20 protein-coding genes and 1 tRNA gene are annotated in these 25415 nt (G+C 63.6%); 12 read left to right on the top strand and 9 right to left on the bottom strand.

All coding sequences use genetic code 11. From position 1 onward, the window contains the following. The first annotated feature begins 5 nt into the window (after nt 1–5). From ACU4IU_RS04085 to ACU4IU_RS04070, 4 genes are all read left to right on the top strand, one after another. Complete coding sequence (locus ACU4IU_RS04085; RefSeq protein ID WP_092016110.1) at nt 6–608, top strand: GNAT family N-acetyltransferase; 603 nt, start codon at nt 6–8, stop codon at nt 606–608. A gap of 187 nt (nt 609–795) precedes the next feature. Beyond that, a complete protein-coding gene (locus ACU4IU_RS04080; RefSeq protein ID WP_139468701.1) occupies nt 796–1041 on the top strand; it encodes a DUF4244 domain-containing protein in 246 nt (81 codons plus the stop codon). Nucleotides 1042–1047: 6 nt separating this feature from the next. Then, nucleotides 1048–1434, top strand: coding sequence for a TadE family protein (locus ACU4IU_RS04075; protein WP_139468700.1), 387 nt, complete (start codon nt 1048–1050; stop codon nt 1432–1434). Continuing rightward, nucleotides 1431–1748 carry an Rv3654c family TadE-like protein gene (locus tag ACU4IU_RS04070; RefSeq protein ID WP_139468699.1) on the top strand — a complete coding sequence of 106 codons (318 nt, stop codon included), beginning with the start codon at nt 1431–1433 and terminating at the stop codon, nt 1746–1748. The genes ACU4IU_RS04075 and ACU4IU_RS04070 overlap by 4 nt, the downstream gene beginning before the upstream one ends. A gap of 9 nt (nt 1749–1757) precedes the next feature. Here ACU4IU_RS04070 and ACU4IU_RS04065 read toward each other — a convergent pair whose 3' ends face one another. Beyond that, nucleotides 1758–4034 (bottom strand): DEAD/DEAH box helicase, encoded by a 2277-nt coding sequence (locus tag ACU4IU_RS04065; protein ID WP_446655920.1) that lies wholly within the window; start codon nt 4032–4034, stop codon nt 1758–1760. A gap of 34 nt (nt 4035–4068) precedes the next feature. Between ACU4IU_RS04065 and ACU4IU_RS04060 the strand changes: the two genes are divergently transcribed. Beyond that, nucleotides 4069–5727, top strand: a complete 1659-nt coding sequence (locus ACU4IU_RS04060; RefSeq protein ID WP_446655919.1) for a methyltransferase — start codon at nt 4069–4071, stop codon at nt 5725–5727. Nucleotides 5728–5895: 168 nt separating this feature from the next. Further along, entirely contained in the window at nt 5896–8727 is a 2832-nt protein-coding gene (gene topA, locus ACU4IU_RS04055) for a type I DNA topoisomerase (protein ID WP_446655918.1), read from the top strand. Between the two features lie 273 nt (nt 8728–9000). On the opposite strand, the gene ACU4IU_RS04050 is transcribed toward topA, so the two are convergent. Continuing rightward, nucleotides 9001–9495, bottom strand: a complete 495-nt coding sequence (locus tag ACU4IU_RS04050) for an N-acetyltransferase family protein (protein WP_446655917.1) — start codon at nt 9493–9495, stop codon at nt 9001–9003. Nucleotides 9496–9588: 93 nt separating this feature from the next. Then, nucleotides 9589–10344, bottom strand: a complete 756-nt coding sequence (locus ACU4IU_RS04045) for a lipoate--protein ligase family protein (protein ID WP_248283969.1) — start codon at nt 10342–10344, stop codon at nt 9589–9591. Between the two features lie 109 nt (nt 10345–10453). On the opposite strand from ACU4IU_RS04045, the gene tmk reads away from it, so the two are divergent. Together tmk and ACU4IU_RS04035 are read left to right on the top strand one after the other, a co-directional pair. Then, nucleotides 10454–13342, top strand: coding sequence for a dTMP kinase (gene tmk / locus ACU4IU_RS04040; protein ID WP_446657574.1), 2889 nt, complete (start codon nt 10454–10456; stop codon nt 13340–13342). Nucleotide 13343: 1 nt separating this feature from the next. Continuing rightward, entirely contained in the window at nt 13344–14501 is a 1158-nt protein-coding gene (locus ACU4IU_RS04035; protein WP_139907200.1) for a DNA polymerase III subunit delta', read from the top strand. A gap of 41 nt (nt 14502–14542) precedes the next feature. On the opposite strand, the gene ACU4IU_RS04030 is transcribed toward ACU4IU_RS04035, so the two are convergent. Further along, nucleotides 14543–15661, bottom strand: coding sequence for a M20/M25/M40 family metallo-hydrolase (locus ACU4IU_RS04030; RefSeq protein WP_446655916.1), 1119 nt, complete (start codon nt 15659–15661; stop codon nt 14543–14545). Nucleotides 15662–15871: 210 nt separating this feature from the next. Between ACU4IU_RS04030 and ACU4IU_RS04025 the strand changes: the two genes are divergently transcribed. After that, nucleotides 15872–15944: transfer RNA gene (locus ACU4IU_RS04025), tRNA-Thr, on the top strand. An 83-nt stretch (nt 15945–16027) separates the two neighbouring features. Here the strand turns inward: ACU4IU_RS04025 and ACU4IU_RS04020 are convergent. Beyond that, a complete protein-coding gene (locus ACU4IU_RS04020; protein WP_446655915.1) occupies nt 16028–16576 on the bottom strand; it encodes an ureidoglycolate lyase in 549 nt (182 codons plus the stop codon). 8 nt (nt 16577–16584) lie between these two features. Further along, nucleotides 16585–17265 carry a DUF2848 domain-containing protein gene (locus tag ACU4IU_RS04015; protein WP_139468692.1) on the bottom strand — a complete coding sequence of 227 codons (681 nt, stop codon included), beginning with the start codon at nt 17263–17265 and terminating at the stop codon, nt 16585–16587. Between the two features lie 138 nt (nt 17266–17403). On the opposite strand from ACU4IU_RS04015, the gene ACU4IU_RS04010 reads away from it, so the two are divergent. Next, entirely contained in the window at nt 17404–18774 is a 1371-nt protein-coding gene (locus ACU4IU_RS04010) for an MFS transporter (RefSeq protein WP_258041893.1), read from the top strand. A gap of 76 nt (nt 18775–18850) precedes the next feature. Here ACU4IU_RS04010 and ACU4IU_RS04005 read toward each other — a convergent pair whose 3' ends face one another. Continuing rightward, nucleotides 18851–19495, bottom strand: coding sequence for a GntR family transcriptional regulator (locus ACU4IU_RS04005; RefSeq protein ID WP_172173881.1), 645 nt, complete (start codon nt 19493–19495; stop codon nt 18851–18853). 68 nt (nt 19496–19563) lie between these two features. Here ACU4IU_RS04005 and ACU4IU_RS04000 point away from each other — a divergent pair, with 68 nt between their 5' ends. Further along, complete coding sequence (locus tag ACU4IU_RS04000) at nt 19564–20394, top strand: carbon-nitrogen hydrolase family protein (RefSeq protein ID WP_139468689.1); 831 nt, start codon at nt 19564–19566, stop codon at nt 20392–20394. Between the two features lie 85 nt (nt 20395–20479). Here the strand turns inward: ACU4IU_RS04000 and ACU4IU_RS03995 are convergent, their stop codons facing one another. After that, nucleotides 20480–23143: a LuxR C-terminal-related transcriptional regulator gene (locus ACU4IU_RS03995; protein ID WP_446655914.1), complete on the bottom strand. Its 2664-nt coding sequence runs from the start codon at nt 23141–23143 to the stop codon at nt 20480–20482. A 405-nt stretch (nt 23144–23548) separates the two neighbouring features. Next, the gene (locus ACU4IU_RS03990) at nt 23549–23953 is read right to left on the bottom strand and encodes a hypothetical protein (protein ID WP_139468687.1); all 405 of its coding nucleotides are present in this window, start codon (nt 23951–23953) and stop codon (nt 23549–23551) included. 252 nt (nt 23954–24205) lie between these two features. Here ACU4IU_RS03990 and ACU4IU_RS03985 point away from each other — a divergent pair, with 252 nt between their 5' ends. Continuing rightward, nucleotides 24206–25414, top strand: a complete 1209-nt coding sequence (locus tag ACU4IU_RS03985) for an acetyl-CoA C-acetyltransferase (RefSeq protein WP_172173875.1) — start codon at nt 24206–24208, stop codon at nt 25412–25414. Nucleotide 25415 lies beyond the last annotated feature (1 nt).

Here is a 25415-nt window from a genome sequence, read left to right as displayed (position 1 = left end):
GGGACATGGCACCGGTCACACCTTTCAATCAGCTGTCCAATGTCGAACAAGCCGAGGACTACGCCGAGAATCTCTTCGTCGGTCGATCCGTGCGCCTGCGGCCGCTGAGGGAGGATGATCTGCCGTACCTCGAACAGTGGTGGTTCGATCCCTCGATCGTCGTCCTGCAGAATCACACGGTTCTGCCGCGGCCCGAAGGGGGTGTGTCCGAGCAGTTCTCGCAGTGGAGTGCGAACACCTCGAGCGAGGCAGTCGGCTTCAGCATCGAGCTGACCGAAACCGAGGAGTTCGTCGGCCATGTCACCCTCTACGGACGCAATCCCATCAACCAGTCCGCCACTCTGGCGATCGTCCTCGGCCCTGAATTCCACGGTCGCGGATACGGCTCGGATGCCGTGCGACTGGCCGTGAAATACGGGTTCCTCCAATTGGGACTCAATCGCATCGAGCTGCAGACCTGGGCGTTCAACACCCGTGGAATCGCCTCCTATACGAAAGCCGGATTCGTCGAAGAAGGCCGTCGACGCGAAGCCGTGTTCTTCAACGGCCGGCGCCACGACGAAGTCATCATGGCCATCCTCAGAGACGACTGGGCCGGCAACAGCTGATGCTCGGGCTGCGCTGACTCGCACGCCGTTTCCTGTGGACGGCGCCTTCACTCACACACGGTGAGCTTGTGGATGCAGAACACGTTTCCACAGGTGCGAATCCGGCCCTGGACACGGCAGCATGCCGACTCCCAGGCTGAAGGTCCGCTCGCAGAGTGCGAACGGGGTTTCAGCCAAGGAGGAGAGCATGGCCACCACATCACCGTCCCCGCAGATCGAGGACCCGCCGACCGGGCACGTGGAACCGGTCGAGGACCACAGCGAGATCGAACAGTTCTGGGAACCCGACGCCGGAGCGACCACAGCCGAATATGCGATCACCACTCTGGCCGCGTGCGGATTCGCAGCACTTCTCGTCGTGGTCCTCAAATCCGAACCGATCAAGGAACTCATCACGGGGGTCATCTCCTCGGCGCTCGGTCTGGGAAGCTGAACCGTCATGGCACGCGGACGCTCCCGTCAGCGGCAGCGAGGATGGGATCGCGATGCGGGAACGGCGACGGCGGAATTCGCCGTCGTCATGCCGGCTGTCGTTCTTCTCATCGTGCTGCTCGCGGGAGCCGCCGCTGTCGGGTTCTCCCAGCTGCGAGCCTTCGACGCGGCACGGTCCGCGGCCCGTGAGATCGCCCGCGGCGAACCACAGGCCGCCGTCGTGTCCGAAGCGAAGAAGCACGCCGGTGACTCATCCTCGGTCCGTGTCCGAGCCGACGGCGGATACTCGGTCGTCACGGTCACGATCGAGCTGCCGGCCGCGATCTTCTTCCTCGACACCGTCGACGCGGATGCCACCGCACGGTTCGAAGGGGACAGAGGAGGACCGTCATGACGAACATCGTCGTGGGTCTCTGCTCGATCGTGCTCGTCCTCGTCACCGCCATCGGCAGCCTCGGCCAGGCGTTCGTCGCCCACAGTCGGGCACAGAGTGCCGCGGATCTGGCGGCGCTCGCCGCCGCGGACGCCGTGCGCGGACTGGCCACCGGGGAACCGTGTGAGACGGCGAAGGAGGTCGCGATTCGCAACGGCGGACACCTCAAGGACTGCCGTGCCTCATTGAGTGAGCAATCCGCCTATGTCGTCATCGAAGTCGACATCCCGGGACCTCTGCCGAAGGTCAGAGAGGAGGCCGTCGCCGGGAAATGAGGGGGATCGCTACCTGAGCACGGTGCGCAGCAGCCTCAGCGCAGCGTCCTTCTCCAACGGTTCGTTGCCGTTGCCGCACTTCGGCGACTGCACACACGACGGGCAGCCGTCGATGCACTCACATGCGGCGATGGCATCCCTTGTCGCACCCAACCATCCTTCGATGACCTCGCTGCCGCGTTCGGCGAAACCGGCACCACCGGCCAGACCGTCATAGACGAACACTGTCGCCAGTCCGGTGTCGGCATGCAGAGCCGTCGACACTCCGCCGATATCCCACCGGTCACAGCCGGCGAAGAGCGGCAGCAGACCGATCGAAGCATGCTCGGCGGCATGGACGGCTCCGGGCAGGTCTCCGGAGACGACTTCGGCCTCGTCGAGGACGCTCTGCGGAATCGTCCACCACACGGCCTTCGTCCGCAGCGTGCGCTCCGGCAGGTCGAGCTCGTGTTCGGCGATGATCGCTCCACCTCGCTTGGCCCGCATCCGGTAGGCGACGACCTGATCCTTGACGTCGACGGTGCCGCTGCACACAGCCACTCCGGAGGGCAGAACCCGCTGCGCATCGGTGTCGACGATCGAGATCTCCGTCTGCGAGCGCGGCTGAGTCGTGTAGTCGACCTCGGCACGTTCGACGGCGACGATCCGGTCCTCGAGGTCGAGATCGAGGACGGTGAAGTCGATGCCCTGATGCGTGTACACCGCGCCCGGATGGGCTCCCGTATGTGCACCCGATTCGTCGACCGTGCCCAGCAGAGTGCCGGTGCTCGCTTCGACCAGGCTGAATTGTCCGCCGCCGGAACCGCGGATATCGGACAGGTCGGTCGCCGGTTGGTCTTTTGCCCAGAACCATCCGGTCGGCCGTGCTCGCAGCATCTTCCGCTCCACGAGATCGTCGATGACCTCGGACGAATCGTCCGGGAAGTGCACGAGATCGGCCGCATTCAGAGGCACCTCGGCGGCGGCCGCACACAGGTGACCGGAAAGCACGTGCGGATTGCCCGGATGGATGACGCCGGCGTCGACGGGGGAGTCGAAGATGACTTCGGGGTGGTGGACGACGAAGGTATCGAGCGGATCATCGCGGGCGATGAACACAGCCATCCACCGTTGCCCGGCTCGGCCCGCGCGTCCCGCCTGCTGCCATAGGGACGCCAAGGTCCCCGGCCAGCCGGAGATGATGACCAGGTCGAGTCCGGAGATGTCGATGCCCAGCTCCAGAGCATTCGTCGACGCCACGGCCAGCAGCTGACCCGAACGCAGAGCCGTCTCGAGCATCCTGCGCTCTTCGGCCAGATACCCGCCCCGGTATGCCGCGACCTTGCCGGTCAGGGTCTCGTCCACCTCACCCACCTGGTCACGGACCGTCTGCGCCAGGGCTTCGGTGCCTCGGCGGGAGGCGATGAACGTGATCGATCGATATCCGGCGCACATGGAATCGGTGATGACATCGGCGGCCTCGACGAGGCCGCTGCGCCGGTCCCCGCCCGGTGACACAGGAGGCTCCCACAGTGCGAAGCTGCCTGCTGCCCGGGGTGAAGAATCCTCGGTCACCGCGTTTGCGGGCCGCCCGGTCAGCTTCGCAAAGGCTGCGTCCGGGTCCGCCATCGTCGCCGAGGCTCCGATGACGACCGGTGAGGCCCCGTAGTGGGCGGCGATGCGCAGCAGGCGGCGGAGGATGAGTGCGACGTGGGACCCGAACACTCCACGGTAGCGGTGGGCCTCATCGATGACGATGAAGCGCAGGTTCTTGAACATCCGGGCGAAGCGTTCGTGCTGGGGCAGAATGCTGCGGTGGAGCATGTCCGGGTTGGTGAAGATGATGTTCGCATGCCGTCTCGCCCAGTCCTTCGAGACCTGTGAGGTGTCCCCGTCGTAGCTGGCGGGACGCATGCCCTGGATGACGAATCGTTCGAGTTTGGCCAGCTGATCGGCGGCCAGAGCCTTTGTCGGAGCGATGTAGATCGCCGAGGCGGTGCGCAGCTTCCCGCGAGTCGATTGGATCGCTTCGAGCACCGGCAGCCAGAATCCCAACGACTTGCCCGACGCGGTGGGGGTGGCGATGACGACGTCGGAACCGTCCCTGGCCGTCTGCGCCGCCTCGAGCTGGTGCTGCCACAGAGCGTCGACGCCGATGGAATGACATGCGTGCTTGAGTTCCTCGTCGATCCAGTCCGGCCACTCGGCATCCCGTTCGAAACGCTGCGGGATATCGCGGACATGGACGATCCGCTCATCCCGGGCACCGAAACCGGTGACGATGTCGAGAAGAGCAGAGGAGGCCATGAGTCAATTATGGCGCAGTCGCTAGGATTCTTCTGTGACTGATCTGCCGTTGGCCCACCTGGGCGAGACCCTCTACCGTTCCGGATACACCGAACCACGGCTGCGCCAGTTCTGGGGTGGTCCGACCTCGGAGGCGCTGCTGCGCAACAACGCCGCACCCGCCATCCACCACTGCGCCCGGACGCTGGCGGACCAGTCGTCGACGGCCGCCGACCGTGCCATGGCCAGCGCGGCGCTGCTCTTCCACTTCCACCGCACAGTCCCGGTCGCCCAGGTCCGCGCCCTGCTGGGGGAGTCCTTCGACACCGCCGCCGAGGCGGGGCTGATCACCGTGGACGACGACGAGGTGACCGCCCCCTTCGCCCTGACCCCCTATGAACTTCCCGTGGGTGTTCCCCGCGGCTTCCGTCCCGGGGACGAGAACCTCTACCTCGTGGCCGACCACGGGACCCTGACCACACCGGATGTCCTCGACGGCGAGTTCGTACTCGGACTCGGCGGAGCCGGCCGGACACTGGTGTCGATCACCCCGCGCGACCACGTCGGGGTGGCCGCCGACATCGGCACCGGCTGCGGAATCCAAGCTCTGCTGCTGACCCGCCACAGCGACCGAGTCATCGCCACCGACATCTCCCACCGGGCCCTGCGTCTGGCCGAACTCTCGGCCGGACTCAACGGTGTGACGACGATCGAATTCCGGCACGGCTCGCTTCTCGAACCATTGCAGGAACCCGTGGATCTGCTCGTGTCGAATCCGCCGTTCGTGATCACCCCGCGCAGCACGGACACCACCTTCGAATACCGGGACGGCGGAATGACTGGGGACCGACTCGTTCGGGAGCTCTTCACCCGGATCCCTGAGAACCTCGCCCCGGGCGGACGCAGCGTCTGCCTCGGAAACTGGGAAGCCGCCTCGGGGAAGGACGAAGGACCGGAGTCCTGGGTCAGCGATGACGACACGTCAGTGTTCGTCATCGAACGCGAAGCCCTGGACCCCATCGCCTACGCCGAGACCTGGATCCGCGACAGCGGGATCCCTCGCGCCAGCACCGCCTGGAACGACGCAGTCGCCGCATGGCTCGACGACTTCGCCACCAGAGCTGTGGACGAAGTCGTCTTCGGGTACGTGCTGATCGCGAAGTCCGATAACGATGTGCCAACGATTGGTACCGAAGATCCCGCGATCGGCGACGTCACCTCGGACGTCGACCGCGGACCGTTGGAGACGGCCGAGGGAGTGTTCAAGACCCGGGTCAGAGTCACCTCGGCGCCGGCGAACAATCCGCACGGACTCGCAGAGTTCCTCACCACGATCATCGCGATCCGGTCGTGGCTGGCAGCGGCCGGACCGGATGAGATCGCCGCGACTGCTTTCACACGCTCTCCGGACCTCGTCGAACATCGCCATTTCCTTCCCGGGGCGCCGGAACCCAACTCGATCACCTTGGAACAGGGGATCGGCTTCGGGCAGGTCTTCGACCTCGACACGGCACTGGCCGGATTCGTGTCCGTCGCGGATGGGACGCTGACCCTGCGACAGACGGCCGGGGCCTTGGCCCAGCTTCTCGAGGTCGATCCCACGGCTCTGGAAGATCAGCTCGTGGCGCAGGTCAGAGCCCTGTGCGCGGCGGGTGCATTGCTGCCCGACGGCGGTTCGATCGGGACCTCGACGACTGGGACGTCGGCGGAATAGGGATAGGATCGGAAACCGTTGACCCCGTGTCCGAGCCGAGATCGGACGAGGTCCGGGCAGCATCCGGGCCGCAAGTGCCGATGAGGAACGTGTCCGTTCAACAGTGTTACATTGGGCCGGATCGTCCGTTGCAGCGGGCAGCTGATGCCGTGAGAGGAATGTGAAAGCGTGACCACAACCGAGAAGAAGCCCCGTCGCCTCGTCATCGTCGAGTCTCCGACGAAGGCGCGAACGATTGTGGGATACCTCGGCGACGGTTATGACGTCGAGGCCTCCGTCGGTCATATCCGCGACCTGCCCACCCCTTCGGAGCTGCCCGCCGATATGAAGAAGGGGCCGTACGGAAAGTTCGCTGTCGACGTCGACAACAACTTCGATCCCTATTATCGGATCGATCCGGGCAAGAAGAAGAAGGTCACCGAACTCAAGCGTCTGCTCAAGGACGCCGACGAACTCTATCTGGCAACGGATGAGGACCGCGAGGGAGAGGCCATCGCCTGGCATCTGCTCGAAGTCCTCAAACCGAAGATTCCGGTCAAGCGCATGGTCTTCCACGAGATCACGCCTGAGGCGATCGAACGGGCCCTGGAGAACACCCGCGATATCGATTCCTCGCTCGTCGACGCGCAGGAGACCCGCCGCATCCTCGACCGTCTCTACGGCTACGAGGTCTCACCCGTGCTGTGGCGCAAGATCCGTGCCGGGCTCTCGGCCGGACGTGTGCAGTCCGTGGCCACCCGCCTCGTCGTCGAACGCGAACGCGAACGCATGGCCTTCGTGCCCGCTGACTACTGGGACCTCGATATCGATCTCGGTCTGCCGGACGGGACGAACCCGTTCGCTGCGAATCTCACCACACTCGACGGATCGCGGGTGGCCAGCGGCCGTGACTTCAACGACAAGGGCGAGCTGAAGAACACCTCGGCGACGATCGTCGACCAGGCGCGAGCGGAGTCGTTGGCCACGGAGCTGAACGGCAGCGCCAAGGATGCGCTGACGGTGACCGCGGTGGAGTCGAAGCCGTACTCCCGGCGCCCGGCCGCACCCTTCACGACCTCGACCCTGCAGCAGGAAGCCGGACGCAAACTGCGCATGAGCGCTCGTCAGGCCATGCGCACCGCTCAGTCGCTGTACGAGCACGGCTACATCACCTATATGCGTACCGACTCCTCGGCGCTGTCGGGTCAGGCCATCGCTGCCGCCCGCAAGCAGGTGACCGAACTCTACGGTCCCGAATTCGTTCCGCAGTCGCCGCGCCAGTACGCGAGCAAGCAGAAATCGGCGCAGGAGGCCCACGAGGCGATCCGTCCCGCCGGTGACTCCTTCCGCACCCCGGCACAGGTGTCCAAGCAGCTCAACGGCGACGAGTTCCGTCTCTACGACCTCATCTGGAAGCGCACCGTCGCCAGCCAGATGGCCGACGCGAAGGGCAAGACCGCGACGATCAAGGTCAGCGCTGCTCTCGCCGACGGCCACGAGGCCGGTTTCAGCGCCAGCGGCACCGTCATCACCTTCCGCGGGTTCCTTGCCGCCTATGAAGAGGGCCAGGACGCGTCCCGCTACGACACGAAGTCCGGAGAATCGCGGCTGCCGCAGGTCGAAGAGGGCCAATCGCTATCGGTCGTCAAGGCCGAAGCCGACGGCCACACCACCGCTCCGCCGCCGCGCTTCACCGAAGCCAGCCTGGTCAAGCAGCTCGAAGAGCTCGGCATCGGCCGACCCTCGACCTATGCTGCGACGATCTCCGTGATCCAGGACCGCGGCTATGTGACCACTCGCGGCAATGCATTGGTGCCCAGCTGGTTGGCGTTCTCTGTCGTCCGCCTGCTCGAAGAGCACTTCACCGGTCTGGTCGACTATGCGTTCACCGCTGACCTCGAATCCGAACTCGACCGGATCGCGATGGGCGAGGAGGATCGCAACGACTGGTTGGCCGGATTCTATTTCGGTGACAAGACCCAGGATCGCGAAGGACTCAAAGCCATCGTCGACGACCTCGGCGATATCGATGCCCGCGAGGTCAACACCGTCGCCATCAGCGAGGGCGTGAACCTGCGCGTGGGCCGCTACGGTCCCTACCTCGAAGTCGCCTCGGAGAAAGACGGAGAGGACCCGAAGCGGGTCTCTGTCCCCGACGATCTGGCACCCGATGAGCTGACAGCGGCGAAGGCCGCCGAACTCATCGAATCCCAAGGCGACGGCGACCGCGAGCTCGGCGTCGACCCGGAGACCGGACACACCATCGTGGCGAAGAACGGTCGTTTCGGACCCTATGTCTCCGAGGTGCTGCCCGAACCCGAGGAGAAGCCGAAGCGCGGCGCGAAGAAGCCGAAGCCGCGCACAGGTTCCCTGTTCAAGTCGATGGATCTGAACTCGATCGACCTCGAGACCGCGCTCAAGCTGCTCAGCCTGCCGCGCGTGGTCGGACAGGACGAAGAGGGCACGGACATCACCGCGCAGAACGGCCGATACGGACCGTACCTGAAGAAGGGAACCGACTCCCGCTCCCTGACCGATGAGGAGCAGATCTTCAACATCACCCTCGAAGAGGCGCTGAAGATCTACTCCGAGCCGAAGCAGCGCGGCGGTCGTCGGGCCGCGGCTCCGCTGAAGGAACTCGGCGAGGACCCGGAGACGAAGAAGCCCGTCGTCGTCAAGGACGGTCGCTTCGGACCGTATGTCACCGACGGTGAGACGAATGCGACCCTGCGCAAGGACGACTCCGTCGAAGCCGTGACGCTCGAACGCGCCGCGACTCTGCTCGCTGAGAAGCGCGCGAAGGGGCCGGCGAAGAAGAAAGCTCCGGCCAAGAAGGCCCCCGCCAAGAAGTCGAATGCGAAGAAGACGACGGCCGCCAAGACGACTACGTCGAAGACCACCGCGTCGAAGACCACCGCCGCGAAAAAGACGACGGCTTCCAAGTCGACTGCGTCGAAGTCCACGGCGGCGAGAACTACGGCTGCGAAGAAGACGAGCACGGCCAAGCCGAAGACTCCCTGAGTCGACGTCCGCCGAGCCCGCGGCGTTCACCTGTCACTGCTTTCGCCACCTGCCTGATGGTCCGGCAGGTGGCGAAAGTCGTTTCTTCTCCCGTCGCCTGTGACACCCCGTGGCCCGTGATTGTTGGGTCGATCCACGGTGATCTCGACGTCGAAAACACCGTGGATCGACCCAACAATCGCCGTTTGCCGGCGCCGGCCACGTACTCCAGTGCCTCAGGGACGAGGACAACAGTGCCTCAGGGACGAGGACAACAGTGCCTCAGGGACGAGGTCAGCCGCGCGACGAATCTGCGAAGTCCGTGAGCGCCTGGCCGTCGAGTCGGTAGGTCTCCCACTCGTCCTGCGGCTTCGCACCCAGCGATTCGTAGAACCCGATGGACGGGGTGTTCCATTTGAGCACGCACCATTCGAGCCGCGTCAGTCCGCGCTCCTGGCAGATCTGCGCCAGCCGGCCGAGCAGCGCCTTTCCGGCTCCCGAGCCGCGATGTTCGGGCAAGACGAAGAGGTCCTCGAGCCAGATGCCGTTCCTGCCCGTCCAGGTCGAGAACGAATGGAACCAGATCGCGATGCCGATGACCTCGCCGCCCGACTCGGCCACGAGACCGAACGTGTTCGCATGACCACCTTCGGGGAACATCACTGTCGCGAAATCCGCCTCGGTGGCTTCGACCGCATCCGGTTCCTTCTCGTAGACGGCCAGCGCGCGGACGAGCCGCAGGATCTCGGGCAGATCAGAGCGTTCTGCTTCACGAATGGTGACGATCATGGTGTGTGCTCCCAAAGTCGTTCGGTCAAAGGAATTCAGTCTCCGCGGTTCGCGCGCTGTCGCGGCCTGTGCCGACCACAGCCTTCGCCGACCTCACAGCCGGTGCTTGTCCGCGTGGGCGGCCACCTCGGCCAGCTCCTCGGCGGTGGGGGACAGGGGCGAATCCGGATTCGCGTCGGCATAGTAGGCGGCGAACGCCTCGGCGACGGAATCGATCGTCACCTCCGGATGGACCTCGCTGATCGATCCGCCCGTGGACGGATCCCAGTCGATTCCGAGAGCGGCTTCGACATCGGTGAGTACCGCGCGGATCGGATCCGGGTCCTCGACGACGACGGACGACGAGAACAGCCAGGCACCGGAGACCACGCGCTGGGCGGTGCCGATCGCCTTGATCCGCCCGGCCACGTTGACGCTGTGTTCACCGGGACAGTATTCGCCGGGAATCTCGCCGAGGCGGGCATCGATGCCCAGCCCGCGCAGCACCTCGACATAGTCCTGGCCGAAACCGGTGAACCGTGCGTTGGTGTTCGTGATGAATGAATCACTCGGTTCGATGTGATCGATGACCAGCGAACCCGGATGGTATGCGGCCGCGCGCCCGCCGAGGCTGCGCAGAGCAGGCGTGAAACCGTGATCCCGGGCCGCTTCGATGGCGGCGGCGAAGCCGGGCAGGAAACGATCCCTGGCACCGAACGCCAAGGTCGGGGCCGGTCGGTACATCCGCAGAGTCGCTCCGCGGCGTCCGGCCTTGACCGAATCGAGGAGGACGCGGGCGAATGCGAGTTCCTCCACGGGGCCCAAGCCTTCCGCCGCCACCGTGGTCATCGCCAGTGAGTCTGTGTGCACGAGTTCAAGGGTAGAGGATCGGCAGGCCCCGGTCGGGTTCGGGTTGTCGCAGATCGCACTCGTTTCCAAGAGATATGTCAGTTCGGCCAGATAGTGTAGGGCTGTGAGCATGTTGACGACTACAGGACACCGACTGCCCGGAGCCCCCGGCCGCCTGGTCACCGAGACCGCCGCCTGGGGTGCCCTGATCGTTCTTGTCGCGATCAGCTACGTCGTGGCAGGAACCAGCGGACTCGTCGCGACGGTGGGCGGACGCGCCTACACCGCCATGGGAGAGTCTCTCAGCGCCGGAGGATTCGACAATCAGATGGGCAGTCTGTCGCTGCTCATCGTCTTCGCCCTCTCCTGCACAGGTCTCTTCATTCCCGCAAAGGTCTTCGCCTCCCGACCGCCGGCGGTGCGCAAGACAGCTCTGAGCATCTCAGCGATCGTCGAAGCCGCACTTCTCGTCGTCCTCAGCCTGGCTCCCAGCGCCTGGTTGACCTGGGTCGCGGCCCTGTTCCTCGGCGCCGTGGTCGGTCTGCTCATGAGCATCAACCCCTTCAGGCACGAGAAGCCGTGGCGCCGTGTCGGCATTCCCGCGGCCGTCCTCGTCTTCGTCTCCTGTGCCTTCCAGATCCTCGGCGGCTCTGCAGCGGGAACTCAAGCGCTCGGCTGGGTGTCCCTGCTGGTGGGCATCGGCATGGCCGCCGGTTCCGTCATCATCTTCCTCACCCCCGAACGTGCCCTGCACGCAGAGTCTGCGACGACCGGGCAGTTCCCCGAACTCAAGGCCCGGGTCGCCCGCCCCGCCGAGGCGATCGCGAATCCGTGGGTGTGCATCGGCCTCTTCGCCGTCCTCGGCGCGACCTTCATGCTTGCCCAGCCGACGGCGATCGGCCACGGCTATGGTCAGGCCGGTTTCGCGCTCATCATCGCCTGCTGCCTCGTCGGGTGGGCCGTCGGATTCGAGATGGGGCCGACCTTCGCCCCCGGAATGTCCCGTCCGCGTGTGTCCACTTTCGCTCTGCTCGTCTCCGGTGTGCTGCTGCTCGCCACCGGCGCCATCAACGAACTCTCCGGCAAGGTCGTGCTCTCGGCCGCGATCGCGTTCCTCGTCGGCATCGGCGTGCGCGCTCAGCCCTATGACTTCTCCCGCCGCTACGGTGCCGTCGCGGGCGCCGGTCTGGCCTTGGTGATCAACGCCCTCGATCTCGGCGGCACGGTCGAAGTCGGTTCAAGTCCTGACTGGATCCTGGCTCCCAGCGACGTCGCGTTCCTCATCTTCGGCATCGCCGCCCTGGTCGCCGGAGTCATCGGACTCTTCACCTTCGACCCGCACAGACTGCAGGGGCTGTCCGTCGACATCGTCCACGGATTCCGCCCGCCCAGCCAGCCGGAGACTGCGGCCGGCGGACTCGGGAACTCGGCCGAACGCCTCGGCGCCGGATTCTTCATCGCCATCGAAGGCGGAGATGGTTCCGGCAAGACCACACAGATCAAACGCATCTCCGCGGCTCTGGCCGATGACGGCTATCACGTGGAGGCCACTCGCGAACCCGGCGGCACCGAACTGGGCACGAAGATCCGTTCTGTTCTCTTCGACTCCGACCCGCCGAGCTCGCGCACCGAAGCCCTGCTCTTCGCCGCTGACCGTGCCCACCATGTGGCATCCCTGGTCGACCCCAGCCTCGACGCCGGAAACATCGTCATCACCGACCGGTACATCGATTCGACGATCGCCTACCAGGCAGCCGGTCGCAGCTTCGACGAGAAGACGATCCTCGCGCTGAGTCGGTGGGCCACCCAGGGGCTCGTACCGAACCTGACGATCGTCCTCGACATCGAACCCGAGGTCGCGGCCGAGCGGATGGGCAAGCGCGGCGACAGCAACTACCTCGACGACGAGAACCAGCAGTTCCACCAGCGCGTGCGCCAGACCTACCTGTCCCGCGCACACAAGGAACTCGACCGGTATGTCGTCCTCGACGCTTCGGTCGACGCCGATGAACTCACCGAGCAGATCCTCGCGGCCATCCGCGCTCGGCTTCCGCAGACCCTGGTCAAGCGCGACACCGGCACCGAGGCGGCCCCCGCCTCAACATCGAATGCTGAGCCCGACAGCGGTCCGGAACGCAGCTCCGTGCCGATCGCTGCCGTGGCCGCCGGAACCGTGCCTGACGACGACAAAGACGAAACATCCTCTCCCGACTCCTCCGCAGAAGTGGACGGTGCACCTGAGACTGCAGACGACTCTGTCGACAGCCGGGATACGGCAGATGGCTCCGCCGAGGATGACACCGATGCGGACGACACCGACGAACGCGATACGCGCGGCGAAGACGAGATGCACGAACGCGGACCGCGTTTCGTCCCCGCCTCCGGCGATCGCTTCGTTCCCTCTGCGGTCACCGACGCCGAGGCCGAGATCTCGGGTGCTGTTCCCACCAAACGCGTCGACCTCGGAGCGGATCTGCGAGAAGATCCGACTGCCTCGGCGAGTGAGGAACCATCCGGTGCTACCAGTGCTCCGGGGGTCGCCGGTGAGGCCGCGGACCGGGACTCGGAGAATGATGAGGAGGAGCTCCCGTCGTTCCTCGAGCAGAAGGGTGCGCGCCGATCCGACGAGGATGATGCCACCACGGTGCTGCCGACCCATGGAACCAACTCCGACGCGATCATCGATGACAGCGACGATGCCGATGGTGTGCCGACGGACCGAATCGCCACGGATGAAGACGCGGAAACCCGCATCGTCAACCGTGTCGATCCCGAAGACGCCGAAACCCGTGTCGTTCACCGGGCCGATTCGAGTGCCGAGGCAGGTGCGGTTGACGCAGACGAGGACTCGGCCGATGCCGGGGATGCGGAGACCACAGTGCTGCCGGTCCGCAGTGCCCGGGAGATGAGCCGTGAACGGCTGCAGGCGCAAGCCGAGATCGAACGGCAGGCTCGGGAACGTCTGCGCAGGCAGCGTGAACGCAGCAACCGCCGCTTCACCAACCCGGAGGATTCCTGAAGTGAGCGTCTTCGACGAACTCGTCGGCCAGGATGACGTCATCACCCAGCTCGGCTATGCCCTGGACAACCCGGCGGCGATGACCCATGCGTGGCTGTTCACCGGACCTCCCGGCTCAGGGCGATCCAATGCGGCTCGGGCCTTCGCCGCGGCCCTGATCTCCGGTGGCACCGAATCGAACGACGTGACCGCCAGGGTGCTGTCGGGACATCACGAGTCGCTGACGATCATGTCGACGCAGAAGTCGGTCATCTCGATCGAAGAGGTCCGCGAACTCGTATCCAAGGCTCAGTCGTCGCCGGTGAACTCGAAATGGCGTGTCGTCATCATCGAAGATGCCGATCGGATGATGGAGCGGACGGCGAACGTGCTGCTCAAAGCCATCGAAGAACCTCCTCCGGGAACTGTGTGGCTGCTGTGTGCACCGAGCCCGATCGATGTGCTGACCACCATCCGATCGCGGTGTCGCCCGGTACGCCTGCGTATTCCTTCTCGGGAGGCCGTGGCACAGCTGCTGATGCAGCGTGACAGTGTCTCGGAGGATCGTGCCCATTGGGCTGCGGCCGTGGCTCAGAACCACATCGGGCGCGCGAAATACCTGGCGCTCAACGAGTCGGCCGACGCCGAACGCAAACAGATCCTCGCCATCCCGGGCAAACTCACCTCGGTGGGGGCGACGATACGTTTGGCCGGTCGCATCGTCGACGCAGCGGCAGAGACCGCGAAGTCACGAGTCGAAGAGCGCAATGCCGCCGAGCGGACTCAGCTTCTGACCACATTGGGGGTCGAAGGGGAGAAGACGATTCCGCCCTCGGCCAGAGCGCAGATCAGAAAGCTCGAGGAAGAGCAGAAGCGCCGTTCGGTGCGGGCCCGCAACGATGAGCTCGACCGGATCTTCCTCGAGCTCATGAGCCTCTACCGTGACATCCTCATGTACCAGCTGGGGATCCGAGACGGGTGGATCAACGCCGGCGAAGTCGATCTCATCGCCGAACAGGCGAACCGGGACGGCCCCGACACCACTTTGCTGCGCATCGATGCGATCACCGAGGCCCGGCAGCGCCTGCAGACGAACATGTCGCCCGTGCTCATCGTCGAAGCAGCCTTCGTGCTGCTGTCGAACCCCTGGCTGCAAGAGGACCGCACGGGCGCACTCTGATCGCCGACGGTTGGGCGCGCCGGGGGAATGGCCGAAGACGCTCAGTCGTCGCCGAGGAGTTCTGCAATGAGTGCTGCGGTGAGTTCGATGCGGCGGGGAATCCAGATCTGCAGAGCGTGTTCGGTCCGGGCGTGGGAACCTCCGCCGACGGTGCCGAGGCCGTCGAGGGTCGGCGTCCCGACTCCGGCGGTGAAGTTGCCGTCCGACCCGCCGCCGACTGCGACTGACCGCAGCGGGGGATGCCCGAGTCGTCCTGCCAGTCGTTGGGCACGGGCATACAGGCCCATCGCCATGTCCTCTTCGAGCGGGGCGCGGTTGATTCCGCCTTTGAGTTCGATCTTCGCACCGGCCACGCTGGGCGTCAGGGCGCGCAGAGCCTCATCGATGCGCACCTGTTCATCCGCCGAGGCTGCCCTGGAGTCGATGCCGACGACGGCTTTGGCCGGTACGGTGTTCGTGGTCGATCCGCTGGTCATCACGGTCGGGACTACAGAGGTCCCGACAGAGGGTTTGTGCAGTGCAGCGATCTCGATGACCTGGTTGGCCACTTCGATGGTGGCGTTGATGCCCTTCTCCGGTTCTACTCCGGCATGCGATGCCAGACCGGTGACTTCGAGCTGGTAGATCGCCACGCCTTTGCGAGCGATCTTGACGGCACCGTCGGCGGCACCGCTTTCGAACACAAGGGCGGCCTTCGCCCCGCGCGCTTCGTCTTCGATGATCTGCCGGGAACCAGGGGAACCGAGTTCTTCGTCGGCAGTGATGAGGAGGCTGACGCCATCGAGATGGCCGAGCTCGGCGCGGACCTTCGCCAACGCGTAGATGGCGATGAGCAGTCCGCCCTTCATGTCATCGGCGCCGGGTCCGCGAACAACTCCGTCCTTGACCGAATACGGAAAATCAGCGAGCGTTCCCGTCGGCCAGACGGTGTCGTGGTGGCCGATGAGCACGACTTTGCGCGGTCCGGTGCCGAAGCGCCACAGCACATGCGGGTGGCCGTCGGTCTCGACGATCTGAGGTGCGGCACCGAGCATTCCGGTGCCGATTCGCGAGACGAGCCGTGCACTGCGGGCCAGGGAAGAGAGGTCGTTGGAGAACGACTCGCATTCGATGAGCGCCTGGAAATCACTCATGAAATCGTCGGAGTCGAACTCTGCCATGGATGTCTCACCTTCTCGCTTGTCAGCCAACTGTTCTTTCAAGGTTAACTGGTGCCCGGTTGCGGCCCGGCGGCACCCGCTCAGGGGCGGGCCAGGTGGTCATTTGTCGCCGTCCGGCGAGGGGGTGACGAAGCTCTCTGCCGGAACCGCTCTGGAGGGTGATCGTCGTTTTGACCGCCGGCAGAGAAGTTGGCTAAAGTTGGTTCGGTTGCCGCCTTAGCTCAGTCGGCAGAGCGATTCACTCGTAATGAATAGGTCGCGGGTTCGATTCCCGCAGGCGGCTCGGCAACAGCCCCTCCCCCCAGGACAGACTCTGGTGCGGGAGGGGCTTTCTCGTGGCCGAAGTGCCTGTTAGGCGAGACCCTCTCAGCCGGGAGGCGGAGCGAAGACGGTCTCACTTGCTTGGCAACCCGTCTGCAGGCTGCGGCTGAGATCGTCGGTGGTGCTCACTCGGCTGACCATCAGACACAGCGCTTCGCCATCGACGGACGTCGTCGTGTGAAAGCTGCCTGGAGACATGACGATTCCCTGCCCCGGGCGGACAAGAAACCGATTGACCGTTCCGTCGTCGACATCGTCTCGGAACAAGTGCTGGACGATCGTACCGGTGATCGGAACGAGCGCCTGCTCCGTGAGCAGATGCGCTTCGAAATCCTCCGGTGGCTCTGCGCGGTCGTAAGAAACCCACAGCAGATCGGTCGTTCCGTCGGCGCCTGGTTCGAAAAGGGAAGCACGGAAGAACGAGGTCGCTGCTGACAGGAATGCTGACGAACCGGGCACCTGCTGGGCGTGGAAATCCATCACCCTGCCGAACGGCGCGAAGGCTTCCGGCGTCAGCTCGAGCATTCCGTCCCCCGCGAGGTCGGAGTTCTCGCGCCGACCCAAGGTCACGTGAGAGCGGGAAGGAGACTTCACGGTTCACTTCACCCGACCGGCTCAGGCATCTTTTCCACGGTGTAGGACATTTCGATGCTGTCCTCGGTGCGCGGGTCGAACAGGCGCACTCGCCAGAGTGAGGCGAACTGGTCAACACCTTCAGCCATGGGGATGGTGCCAGAGATGAGGACGGTGCCCGGCTGCGCGACCTCCTTGGCCTTGAGTTCGTCAAGCCAATAGCTCGGAGGCAGCAGATCGGCAAAGCTTCCATCCTGAAGCTGTGATTCGACGCCACCCGCATCAGTGACGAAGGACTCGATGCGGATCTCGTCGATGTGATCGGCAATTTCCTCATAGACCCATGCACGCTTGGCCAGAATGTTCGGTGCAGCATTCTTGCTCCATGCCACTCCATACACTTCGAGGTCGCGATCGGTCTGATCGCTGGCTGCGGTGATGAGTACGCCGCGGTCCGATACGACCAGCGCCCATTCCGCCTCTCCAGAAGATTTTCCGTGCTGGACCGTCACGGTCTCAGCCTGCTGAGCAAGGTAAGGAGACACGGGGTATAGGGCGGGCACCTGGCTGGGGCCAGGTACTCCGAGAGCGGCCAGCTCGTCAATGTGATGCTGAACCGCTTCTTGGTTTCGACCGGCATAGCCCGCGTTGAGAAGCCTGTCGACGTGTACGTCAACGGTGGTCTTGTCCGGGAGTTCGAAGGTAAGCATCGTGTGTTCTTCCTTGTCGTCGATGAGGTTTCACGTGATGTTGTCTCATTGTATACAGCCTGTATACTGTTAGCGCAATCACAGTTCTTGCCGCAGAGTCGCAGGCGAGCATTGTCCAGACAGATGAAAAGGATTGCTATGCAGAGTGCATCAACAACCCGTCCGCCGGTGGCGCGGAAGGATCTCATCAAGGCATTCGCCGCCAGCCTGAGCGGCACCACGCTCGAGTGGTACGACTTCGCCATCTATTCGGCAGCGGCGGCCATCGTCTTCCCCGTGCTCTTCTTCCCTTCGGGCGACCCGATGGTCGGCGTGCTGTTGGCCTTCTCGACCTATGCAGTCGGCTACGTCTCTCGGCCGTTGGGCGGAATCGTCTTCGGCCGCCTCGGCGACAAAGTCGGTCGAAAGAAAGTCCTGGTCTGGACTCTTGTGCTCATCGGAGTCTCGACATGTCTCATCGGCATCCTTCCGACCTACCAGAGCATCTCCCTGTGGGCTCCGCTCTTACTGGTGCTCCTGCGTTTCGCTCAGGGCATCGGTGTCGGCGGTGAATGGGGCGGCGCTGTCCTCCTGTCTAGCGAATACGGAGATCCGCGCTATCGCGGCTTCTGGTCGTCAGCTGCTCAGATCGGACCTCCGGCCGGCAACCTCATGGCCAATGGTGCCTTTGCGGGTCTGACTCTCGCCCTCAGCGAAGAGCAGTTCTTCGCTTGGGGCTGGCGTGTGGCGTTCCTCGTGTCGGCGGTGCTCGTGCTCTTCGGTCTGTGGATCCGTCTCAAGCTCGAAGACACCCCGGTATTCAAGGCAGTCGAACAGTCGGGTGAGCGTCCCGAGAAGCCGATCACAGAACTTCTGCAGACCGAGTCGCGCCCGCTGTTCTCGGCGATCCTCGCCCGCATCGGGCCCGATGTCACCTACGCACTCTTCACAGTCTTCACCCTCGCCTACGGCACGATTGTGCTCGACCTCGACCGGACCACGGTGTTGGGCGCGGTCATGCTCGGCTCAGCTTTCCAGGTCATCTGCATCCCGCTGGCCGGCTACCTCTCAGACATCATCAACCGGCGTCTTGTCTATGGTGTCGCTGCGGTGGGCGCAGTGGCGTGGACCTTCGTTTTCTTCACCAAGCTCGAAGCAGGAGACGCCACCTGGATGTATGTCGGCATCCCCGTCGGACTGTTCTTCCACTCGCTCATGTACGGGCCGCAGGCGGCGTTCGTCGTCGAGCAGTTCACACCTCGACTGAGGTACACAGGTTCGTCACTGGCATACACCATCGCCGGTGTGCTCGGCGGGGCGATCGCTCCGATGATGTTCACGCTGCTGCTCGACAACACCGGAACCTGGGTCTGGGTGGCCGTGTATTTGGCCGGAGCCGTGACTCTCACGTTGATCGGTCTGATCATGGGACGCAACAACAACGTGCAGGAGGACGTCGACCATCTTGAGAAGCTCGCCGCTGCGCAGCGTTCGGCTGAAGTCATCGATGAGGTGGCGCCGAGTCATTGAGTTCGGTCAGTCATGTGCTCCGACTGCGACTAACAGTCGGGGCACATGACTGGCCTTCTCGCGGCGAATGTGGCACTCAGCGGGACAGCAGCAGATTCTGCGTCTGAGTGATGTGCTCGCAGATAGCGTTGGTAGTCGCCTCGGCATCACCGGAGCGCAGCGACTCAAGGATCTGGGAATGTTCTTCGAGCACCTGTGCCGGACGGTCGGCGCTCGTCCAGGTTGCAGAGATGCCGAAGCGGACGTGTTTAACTCGCAATCGGGTGTAGATGTCGCTGAGCACCCTATTGCCTGCGGCATCGACCATTGCGGCATGGAAACGCTGGTCGAGACTGATGAAATCCGGAATCGTGTCGTCGGCGACCGGCAGCTCCACCTGCTGCTGGTAGAGGTCATCCATGGCTGCGATCGGCGCTTCTCCGGATGCCAAGATCTGCCGAGCGGTCTCGAGCTCGATCATCTGCCGGACCTCCATCGTCTCGCGGATCTCTCGATCGTCACTGGGCCGTATGTATGCCCCGCGGTGCGGAATGAGGTCAACGAGGCCGTCAGAGGCGAGCATGATAAGCGCTTCACGAATTGGGGTGCGGGACAGGCCGAACCTCTTGACCAGATCCCCTTCGGTCAGGAAGGTGCCTTGTATAGCCGGGTCCGTCAGTACGAGGTCGCGCAGGCGCTCATAGGCAGTCCGGCGTGCAGCGGGACCTGACGATGTTTGCATACAACCCACCTTAGTCGTTTGCCGGATAACCAGCATCGGCCACGACAAGAGAAAAAGAGGAGAGATACATGAAGATCGCAATGGTGCAGATGAACTCGACTGGGGACCAGCAGGAGAATCTCGACCGAGTCGCCGAGCACACTGCCTCGGCAGTTCGGAAGGGAGCTCGCCTCGTCGTCTTCCCTGAAGCTGCCCAGATCGCTTTCGGGAACGACCTGGCGCGTGCGACCGCTGAGGATGACGGTCAGTGGTCTGAGTCGATTGCGCAGATTGCTGCAGAGAACAACACTGTAATTGCTGTCGGTGCCTTCCGCGCGGGTGAAAATGGGACGGTGGTCAACACTCTCATCGTGCGCGGAGTCGACGAAGGCCGCGAGATCAGTGTCGACTACGACAAGATCCATCTCTACGATGCATTCGGACATCGCGAATCGGACACAGTGACTGCAGGGGAGTCGGTGCGCACATTCCGCCTGGGCGGACTCACTTTCGGCCTGGCCATCTGCTATGACGTACGTTTCCCGGCACTGTTCACAGCTCAAGCTCGAGCAGGAGCAGATGCGATCATCGTCGCGACCTCATGGGGCGCGGGCCCTGGAAAAGCCGAGCAGTGGAAGCTGTTGGGTCCAGCCCGCGCCCTGGATTCGACCGCTTACGTGCTCGCCTGCGACCAAGCCGACCCCGCGGTCACAGGAATTCCGGTGAAGGACGGCAGTCCGACGGGGATCGGACACTCCTATGTGGCGTCACCGAACGGCACGCTGATCGCCGAGGCAGGGCGAGGTGAGGAGATCATCTTCGCTGACATCGACCACAGTCGAGTGGCGGAAATCCGTGGGACCCTGCCTGTCCTTCAGAACTCGCGTCTTGAAGGTGCCCTTTTCGTCGAGGGCGTCTGAACCGACTCGCCTCGGCCAGCAGGCGAAGAGACGGATGACTTCGGCCGCCGGTCGATGAATGGACAAGCAAGGCGGCCGGTGCTGCTCACTCGTCCTCGGAGCGGGCCTTGTTCTCCTGGTCCAGAGCCCGCATCAGCTCGAACCGGGACTTCACACCGACTTTGCGGTAGATATTCGTCAGTCTCAGCTCCACCGTCCGCACCGAGACGAAGAGCTCATGGGCGATGACATGGTTTTTGTAGCCCTGAGTGAGCAGTTCGACGACCGGAAGTTCTTTGTCGTTGAGGGAATCCGTGATCGACCCGGACGACTCGGCGTGCGTTTCTCCCACGACTCGAGCGTCCCCGAAGCCGATGTCGGCGAGGACGGACCGACCGATCGCCTTCATCTCTTCGCTGTCAGCGTCATAGCCGAGTTCCTTGAGCTTATGGGCATAGGCCAAGAACGTCCGGCCGCGCACATATTCGAGTTCCGGACTCGTCCACGAATCGAGGAGGCGGGAGAACTCCCTCCAAGCCTCATCGCCAGACATCAGCAGCGCTCTGCTGCGCGCGGCCGCCGCTGCAGTCCAGGTCATCGGCACATCCCGCTGTGCCTGTTCGAGCTCGGCGAGGATCCGCTTGGCTTTGGAGATATCGCCGACATAGACGAGGGACTCGATGAAGTCGTCGAGATAGCGCAGAAGGTGAGGGCTGGGCAGTCGCGTCGACAGGCGGTGGCAACGCGCGAAATGCCTGTTCGCGGAGGCGAAATCGCCCTCCTGCATCGCTGTTCGTGCTTCGATCGCCGCGAGCCTGCATCTCAGCAGCCAACTCGACCCCTGCGCCGTGAGTCGGCGGGCGTCGTGCACTGCGTTGCGGGCGAGATCCGAATGGCCGTCGAGGACCGCCATCATCGCGGTTCGAATGTGATCGTTGACGGACACACTCTCGTGATGGTCATTGCCGGCGGTGAGCAGTTCGTCCAATTCGCGAACGCGATGGTAGTTTCCGGCACGGCACTCGTTGTCGAACGCCACGACCCTGGACAACCTCGCCCACAGGGGTGTGAGATGAGATGACTGGTCGAAGAAGTTGCTCAACGCTGCACGAGCCTCGTCGAACCGGTCTGCCAAGGACAGAATCTGGGCGATGACGATCCATGAGAATTCGACGGCGAAGGTCCGGCGAATACGGTAGCCGATGACAACGAGTTCCTCGGTGGAGGGAAGGCATCGTCCATTGAGGGCTGCGTCGAAGAGATCGACGACTGATTCGACGACCTGAGCCACCTCTGCATCTGGGCCGAGCAGAGTTGATATCCGTTCAGCTGCTGCTCGTGCATTCTCTGCGTCCCATTGCTGGAGATAACAGAATCCCGTACTGGCCAACAGGGAGGCACAGGCTTGCGGTGATTTCTCCGCATTGCTGTCGACGACTCTCATCACATGCTGATCGTTGATCACGCTCAATTCGGCATAGTCGATGAGGATTCGCAGCCTCAGCACCGAGGGACTGACCTCATCGGTACCTTTCCGCCCCTGCAGAAACCGCAGATATCTGCGCGCAAGGGTGTACTGGCACTGTGCCATGAGTTCTGCGGTCAGCTCCTCGACCGCCGACTCAGGCGCAGGGCCGTCAGAGAGGAGAAGAGCTCGTTCTGCCAATTCCAGTCCGTGAAGTATCCGACCGCCTCGGACACATTCGGTTGCACACATCAACAGGCCGACGACTCTTTCGGCATCGATGGCAGCGAAACTGGTGTGCCACATGTGCAGCACAGCCTCATCGTCCGCGAGCTCATCGGCGATCGCCGCATGAAGACGATGACGTTCGGTGTCGGTTATCGAATAGTAGACAACCGATCGGATGCGTGGATCGCAGACCTCGACGCCGTTCCGCATCTGTCGGACCAATCCCTGTGCGACGAGGTCCTCGATGCTTCCCTCACCGACCTGCGCGACCTGCACGGCGATGTGGGTGGGAATGTACGCACCGCATGAGATGACTCTGAGCGCATCCAGCATCTGTATGGAGCAGTTCTCGAACGAGCGCCCCGCTGTCTCCTGAAGCTCGGGACCGGGCCTGAGGGGAAGCGAGAGAGCTTCGTTCTCGTAGAGCGCTCCAGGGCGAATCGCCGAGAGGAGCGATTCGAATGACCCGGGATTGCCTGCACTGCACCTGGCGACGATTTCGAGCACGCTCTTCCACGCCAGAGGCGACGTCGAGGACAATCCCAACTCGATGAGCGATTCGACCTTGAGCGGGCTCAGGACGACCCGTGGAAAGCTGCTCAGGGGTCCGGATCTGTCGATCGACCGGACCGAGAGGATCGCGCGCAGATTCTTGACGCTGCGACGTCGCAGCAGATAGCCGATCACCTCGAGACTGGCCGGATCCATCAGATCGGCATCATCGACGATGACCGCGAAAGCGTTGAAAGCTCTCTGCCGCAGAGAAGCGTCGAGGTTCTCTGCGACGGCAAAGGTCGATCGTTCATCGGTGGACGACGTGATCAGCGACCGTAGGCTCGTCCCGACGGCATCGTCGACAGCCGCGAGGAACGCAGAAAGTCCGGAGAGTCGCCACTCCCTTTCGACCGGGTTGGCACGCACGATGCTCACCGAAAGGGTGGTTGCATCAGCCACAGAAGTGAGGAGAGTGGTACGCCCCGAACCGGCAGGGCCGGTGACGACGACCGTGTCGGACCCGGCTCCTCTGGTTACGCTCAGCAGTTCGCTGAGCTCGTTTTCGCGTAGGTTCTGGATCATCGAAGGTGCTCGCTTCTCGGTATCGCCTGCTCCACAGACCGCGGTGCGAAACGAGGAACGCACCAGGCTCAGAAGAAGCCTGTGAAAGGTGGGGAGCGGGAAACCCTGGCGCAATGGGTGGGTCGCGCATCTGGGGGAGTGGTCTGCGGATAGGGGATCAACGTGTTCCCGGGGTGGAAACTGCAGATGATGCTACCGAACATCAGGCGATTTCCGCGGAGAAAATGTTTCAGTCATTGAATAGTTTCGCGAAACTGTGGAATTTGCGGGATCTGAGCCACGGAAGACATCGGGCCCGTCTCGACATGATCTGCCATGTCGAGACGGGCCCGAGAATTGCGAAGGGGCATCCCCGCCGCCGGAAAGAGAATCGGCACGAGGTCCGAGCGCAGTGTGACTCAGCCGTCAGCGCTTCTTCACCGGTTTGAACGACGTCGAGCACTTCCACGTCGTCTTGCCCTTCTTTGCCGTCACGGTCACCTTGACAGCCTTACCTGGGGTAGCGCCGGAGATGTAGTACTTCAGAGAGGCCTTGCCCTTCTTCGACGCAGTGGCCTTCTTCTTCGTCTTCGTCGTCTTGTAGTGGGCAAGGGTCTCGACCTTGGCCTTCGAGCCGACCTTCGAGACATTGACCCAGGTGTTCGAGTACTGGCGGGGCTTCGAATTCGACATCTTCACTGCGCATTTCTTCGTCGCAGCTTCGGCGGGTGCCGCGTCGACGGCGATGGGGCCGGCGAGCAGGCCGACAGCAAGGGTCAGTGCCATGAGCTTCGAGCCCGTCTTCGTGCGGGCAAGGGTGGTCAAGGACATGATTCTCCAATGGGTTCCGAGTTGATGCGTCGACTTATCATAATCACGTCTGTCGTCGAAAGGAAACGCGGAATATTCGACAACTGAAGAAGTTGCGGAAGTGCGAGTGTGCAACCGAATTCACTCTGCTTGCGCCGGCGCTCGTGCGTGTGTTGCCCGTCACTCGAAACTGGGACACAATAGGGGTGCGAATATTACTGAACGATCGATCAGATCTTATGGTCGGTCTTCCATCCAGACTGTGAGGAACACATGAGCGAAGCGTTCATCTATGACGCAGTGCGCACCCCACGCGGCAAGAACCGCGGCGGAGCGCTGCACAGCGTCAAACCCATCGATCTCGTGACCGGACTCATCGACGCCATTCGCGAGCGCAACCCCGATCTCGACGACAAAGCCATCGACGACATCGTCCTCGGCGTTGTGTCCCCGGTCGGCGAGCAGGGGTCGGATATCGCCCGCGTCGCCGCCATCGTTGCTGGCCTCGACGAGTCCGTCGCCGGCGTTCAGGTCAACCGCTTCTGCGCCTCCGGGCTCGAAGCCGTCAACATCGCCGCCCAGAAGGTCGGCTCCGGCTTCGAGAACCTCGTCCTCGCCGGAGGCGTCGAATCGATGTCCCGTGTGCCGCTGGGATCCGACGGCGGAGCCTGGGCACAGGATCCGTCGACGAACTATGACACGTACTTCGTGCCGCAGGGCATCGGTGCCGACCTCATCGCCACCACAGAGGGCTTCAGCCGGGCAGACGTGGATGCCTTCGCCGCCGAATCGCAGAAGCGTGCCGCTGCTGCCTGGGAGAACAACCTCTTCGAAAACTCGATCATCCCGGTCAAGGACATCAACGGCATCACCGTGCTCGACCGCGATGAGCACATGCGTCCCGGCTCGACCGTCGAATCGCTGTCGCAGCTGCCACCGGCATTCTCCAAGCTCGCCGCACAGACCGGATTCGACGAGGTGGCTCTGCAGAAGTACCACTGGATCGAAGCCATCGACCACGTCCACACCGCCGCGAACTCCTCGGGAATCGTCGACGGCGCCTCGCTGGTCATCCTCGGCGACGAGGAAGTCGGCCAGAAGATGGGGATGAAACCCCGTGCCCGCATCGTCTCCACCGCGGTCACCGGCTCGGAACCCACGATTATGCTCACCGGTCCGACTCCGGCGACGAAGAAGGCCCTCGACAAAGCCGGCATGACCGTCGATGACATCGATCTGTTCGAACTCAACGAGGCATTCGCCGCCGTCGTGCTCAAGTGGATGAAGGACCTCAACGTCCCCCACGAGAAGGTCAACGTCAACGGCGGAGCTATCGCCATGGGCCACCCGCTGGGAGCCACCGGCGCCATGATTCTGGGCACTGTCCTCGACGAACTCGAGCGCCGCGACCTCAAGCGTGGACTCGTCACCCTGTGCATCGGCGCAGGCATGGGCATCGCGACGATCATCGAAAGGGTCTGAC

Source organism: Brevibacterium sp. CSND-B09 (assembly GCF_052906525.1).
The sequence above is the reverse complement of the archived record's forward strand: the minus strand, read 5'-3'. Positions and strand labels throughout refer to the sequence as shown.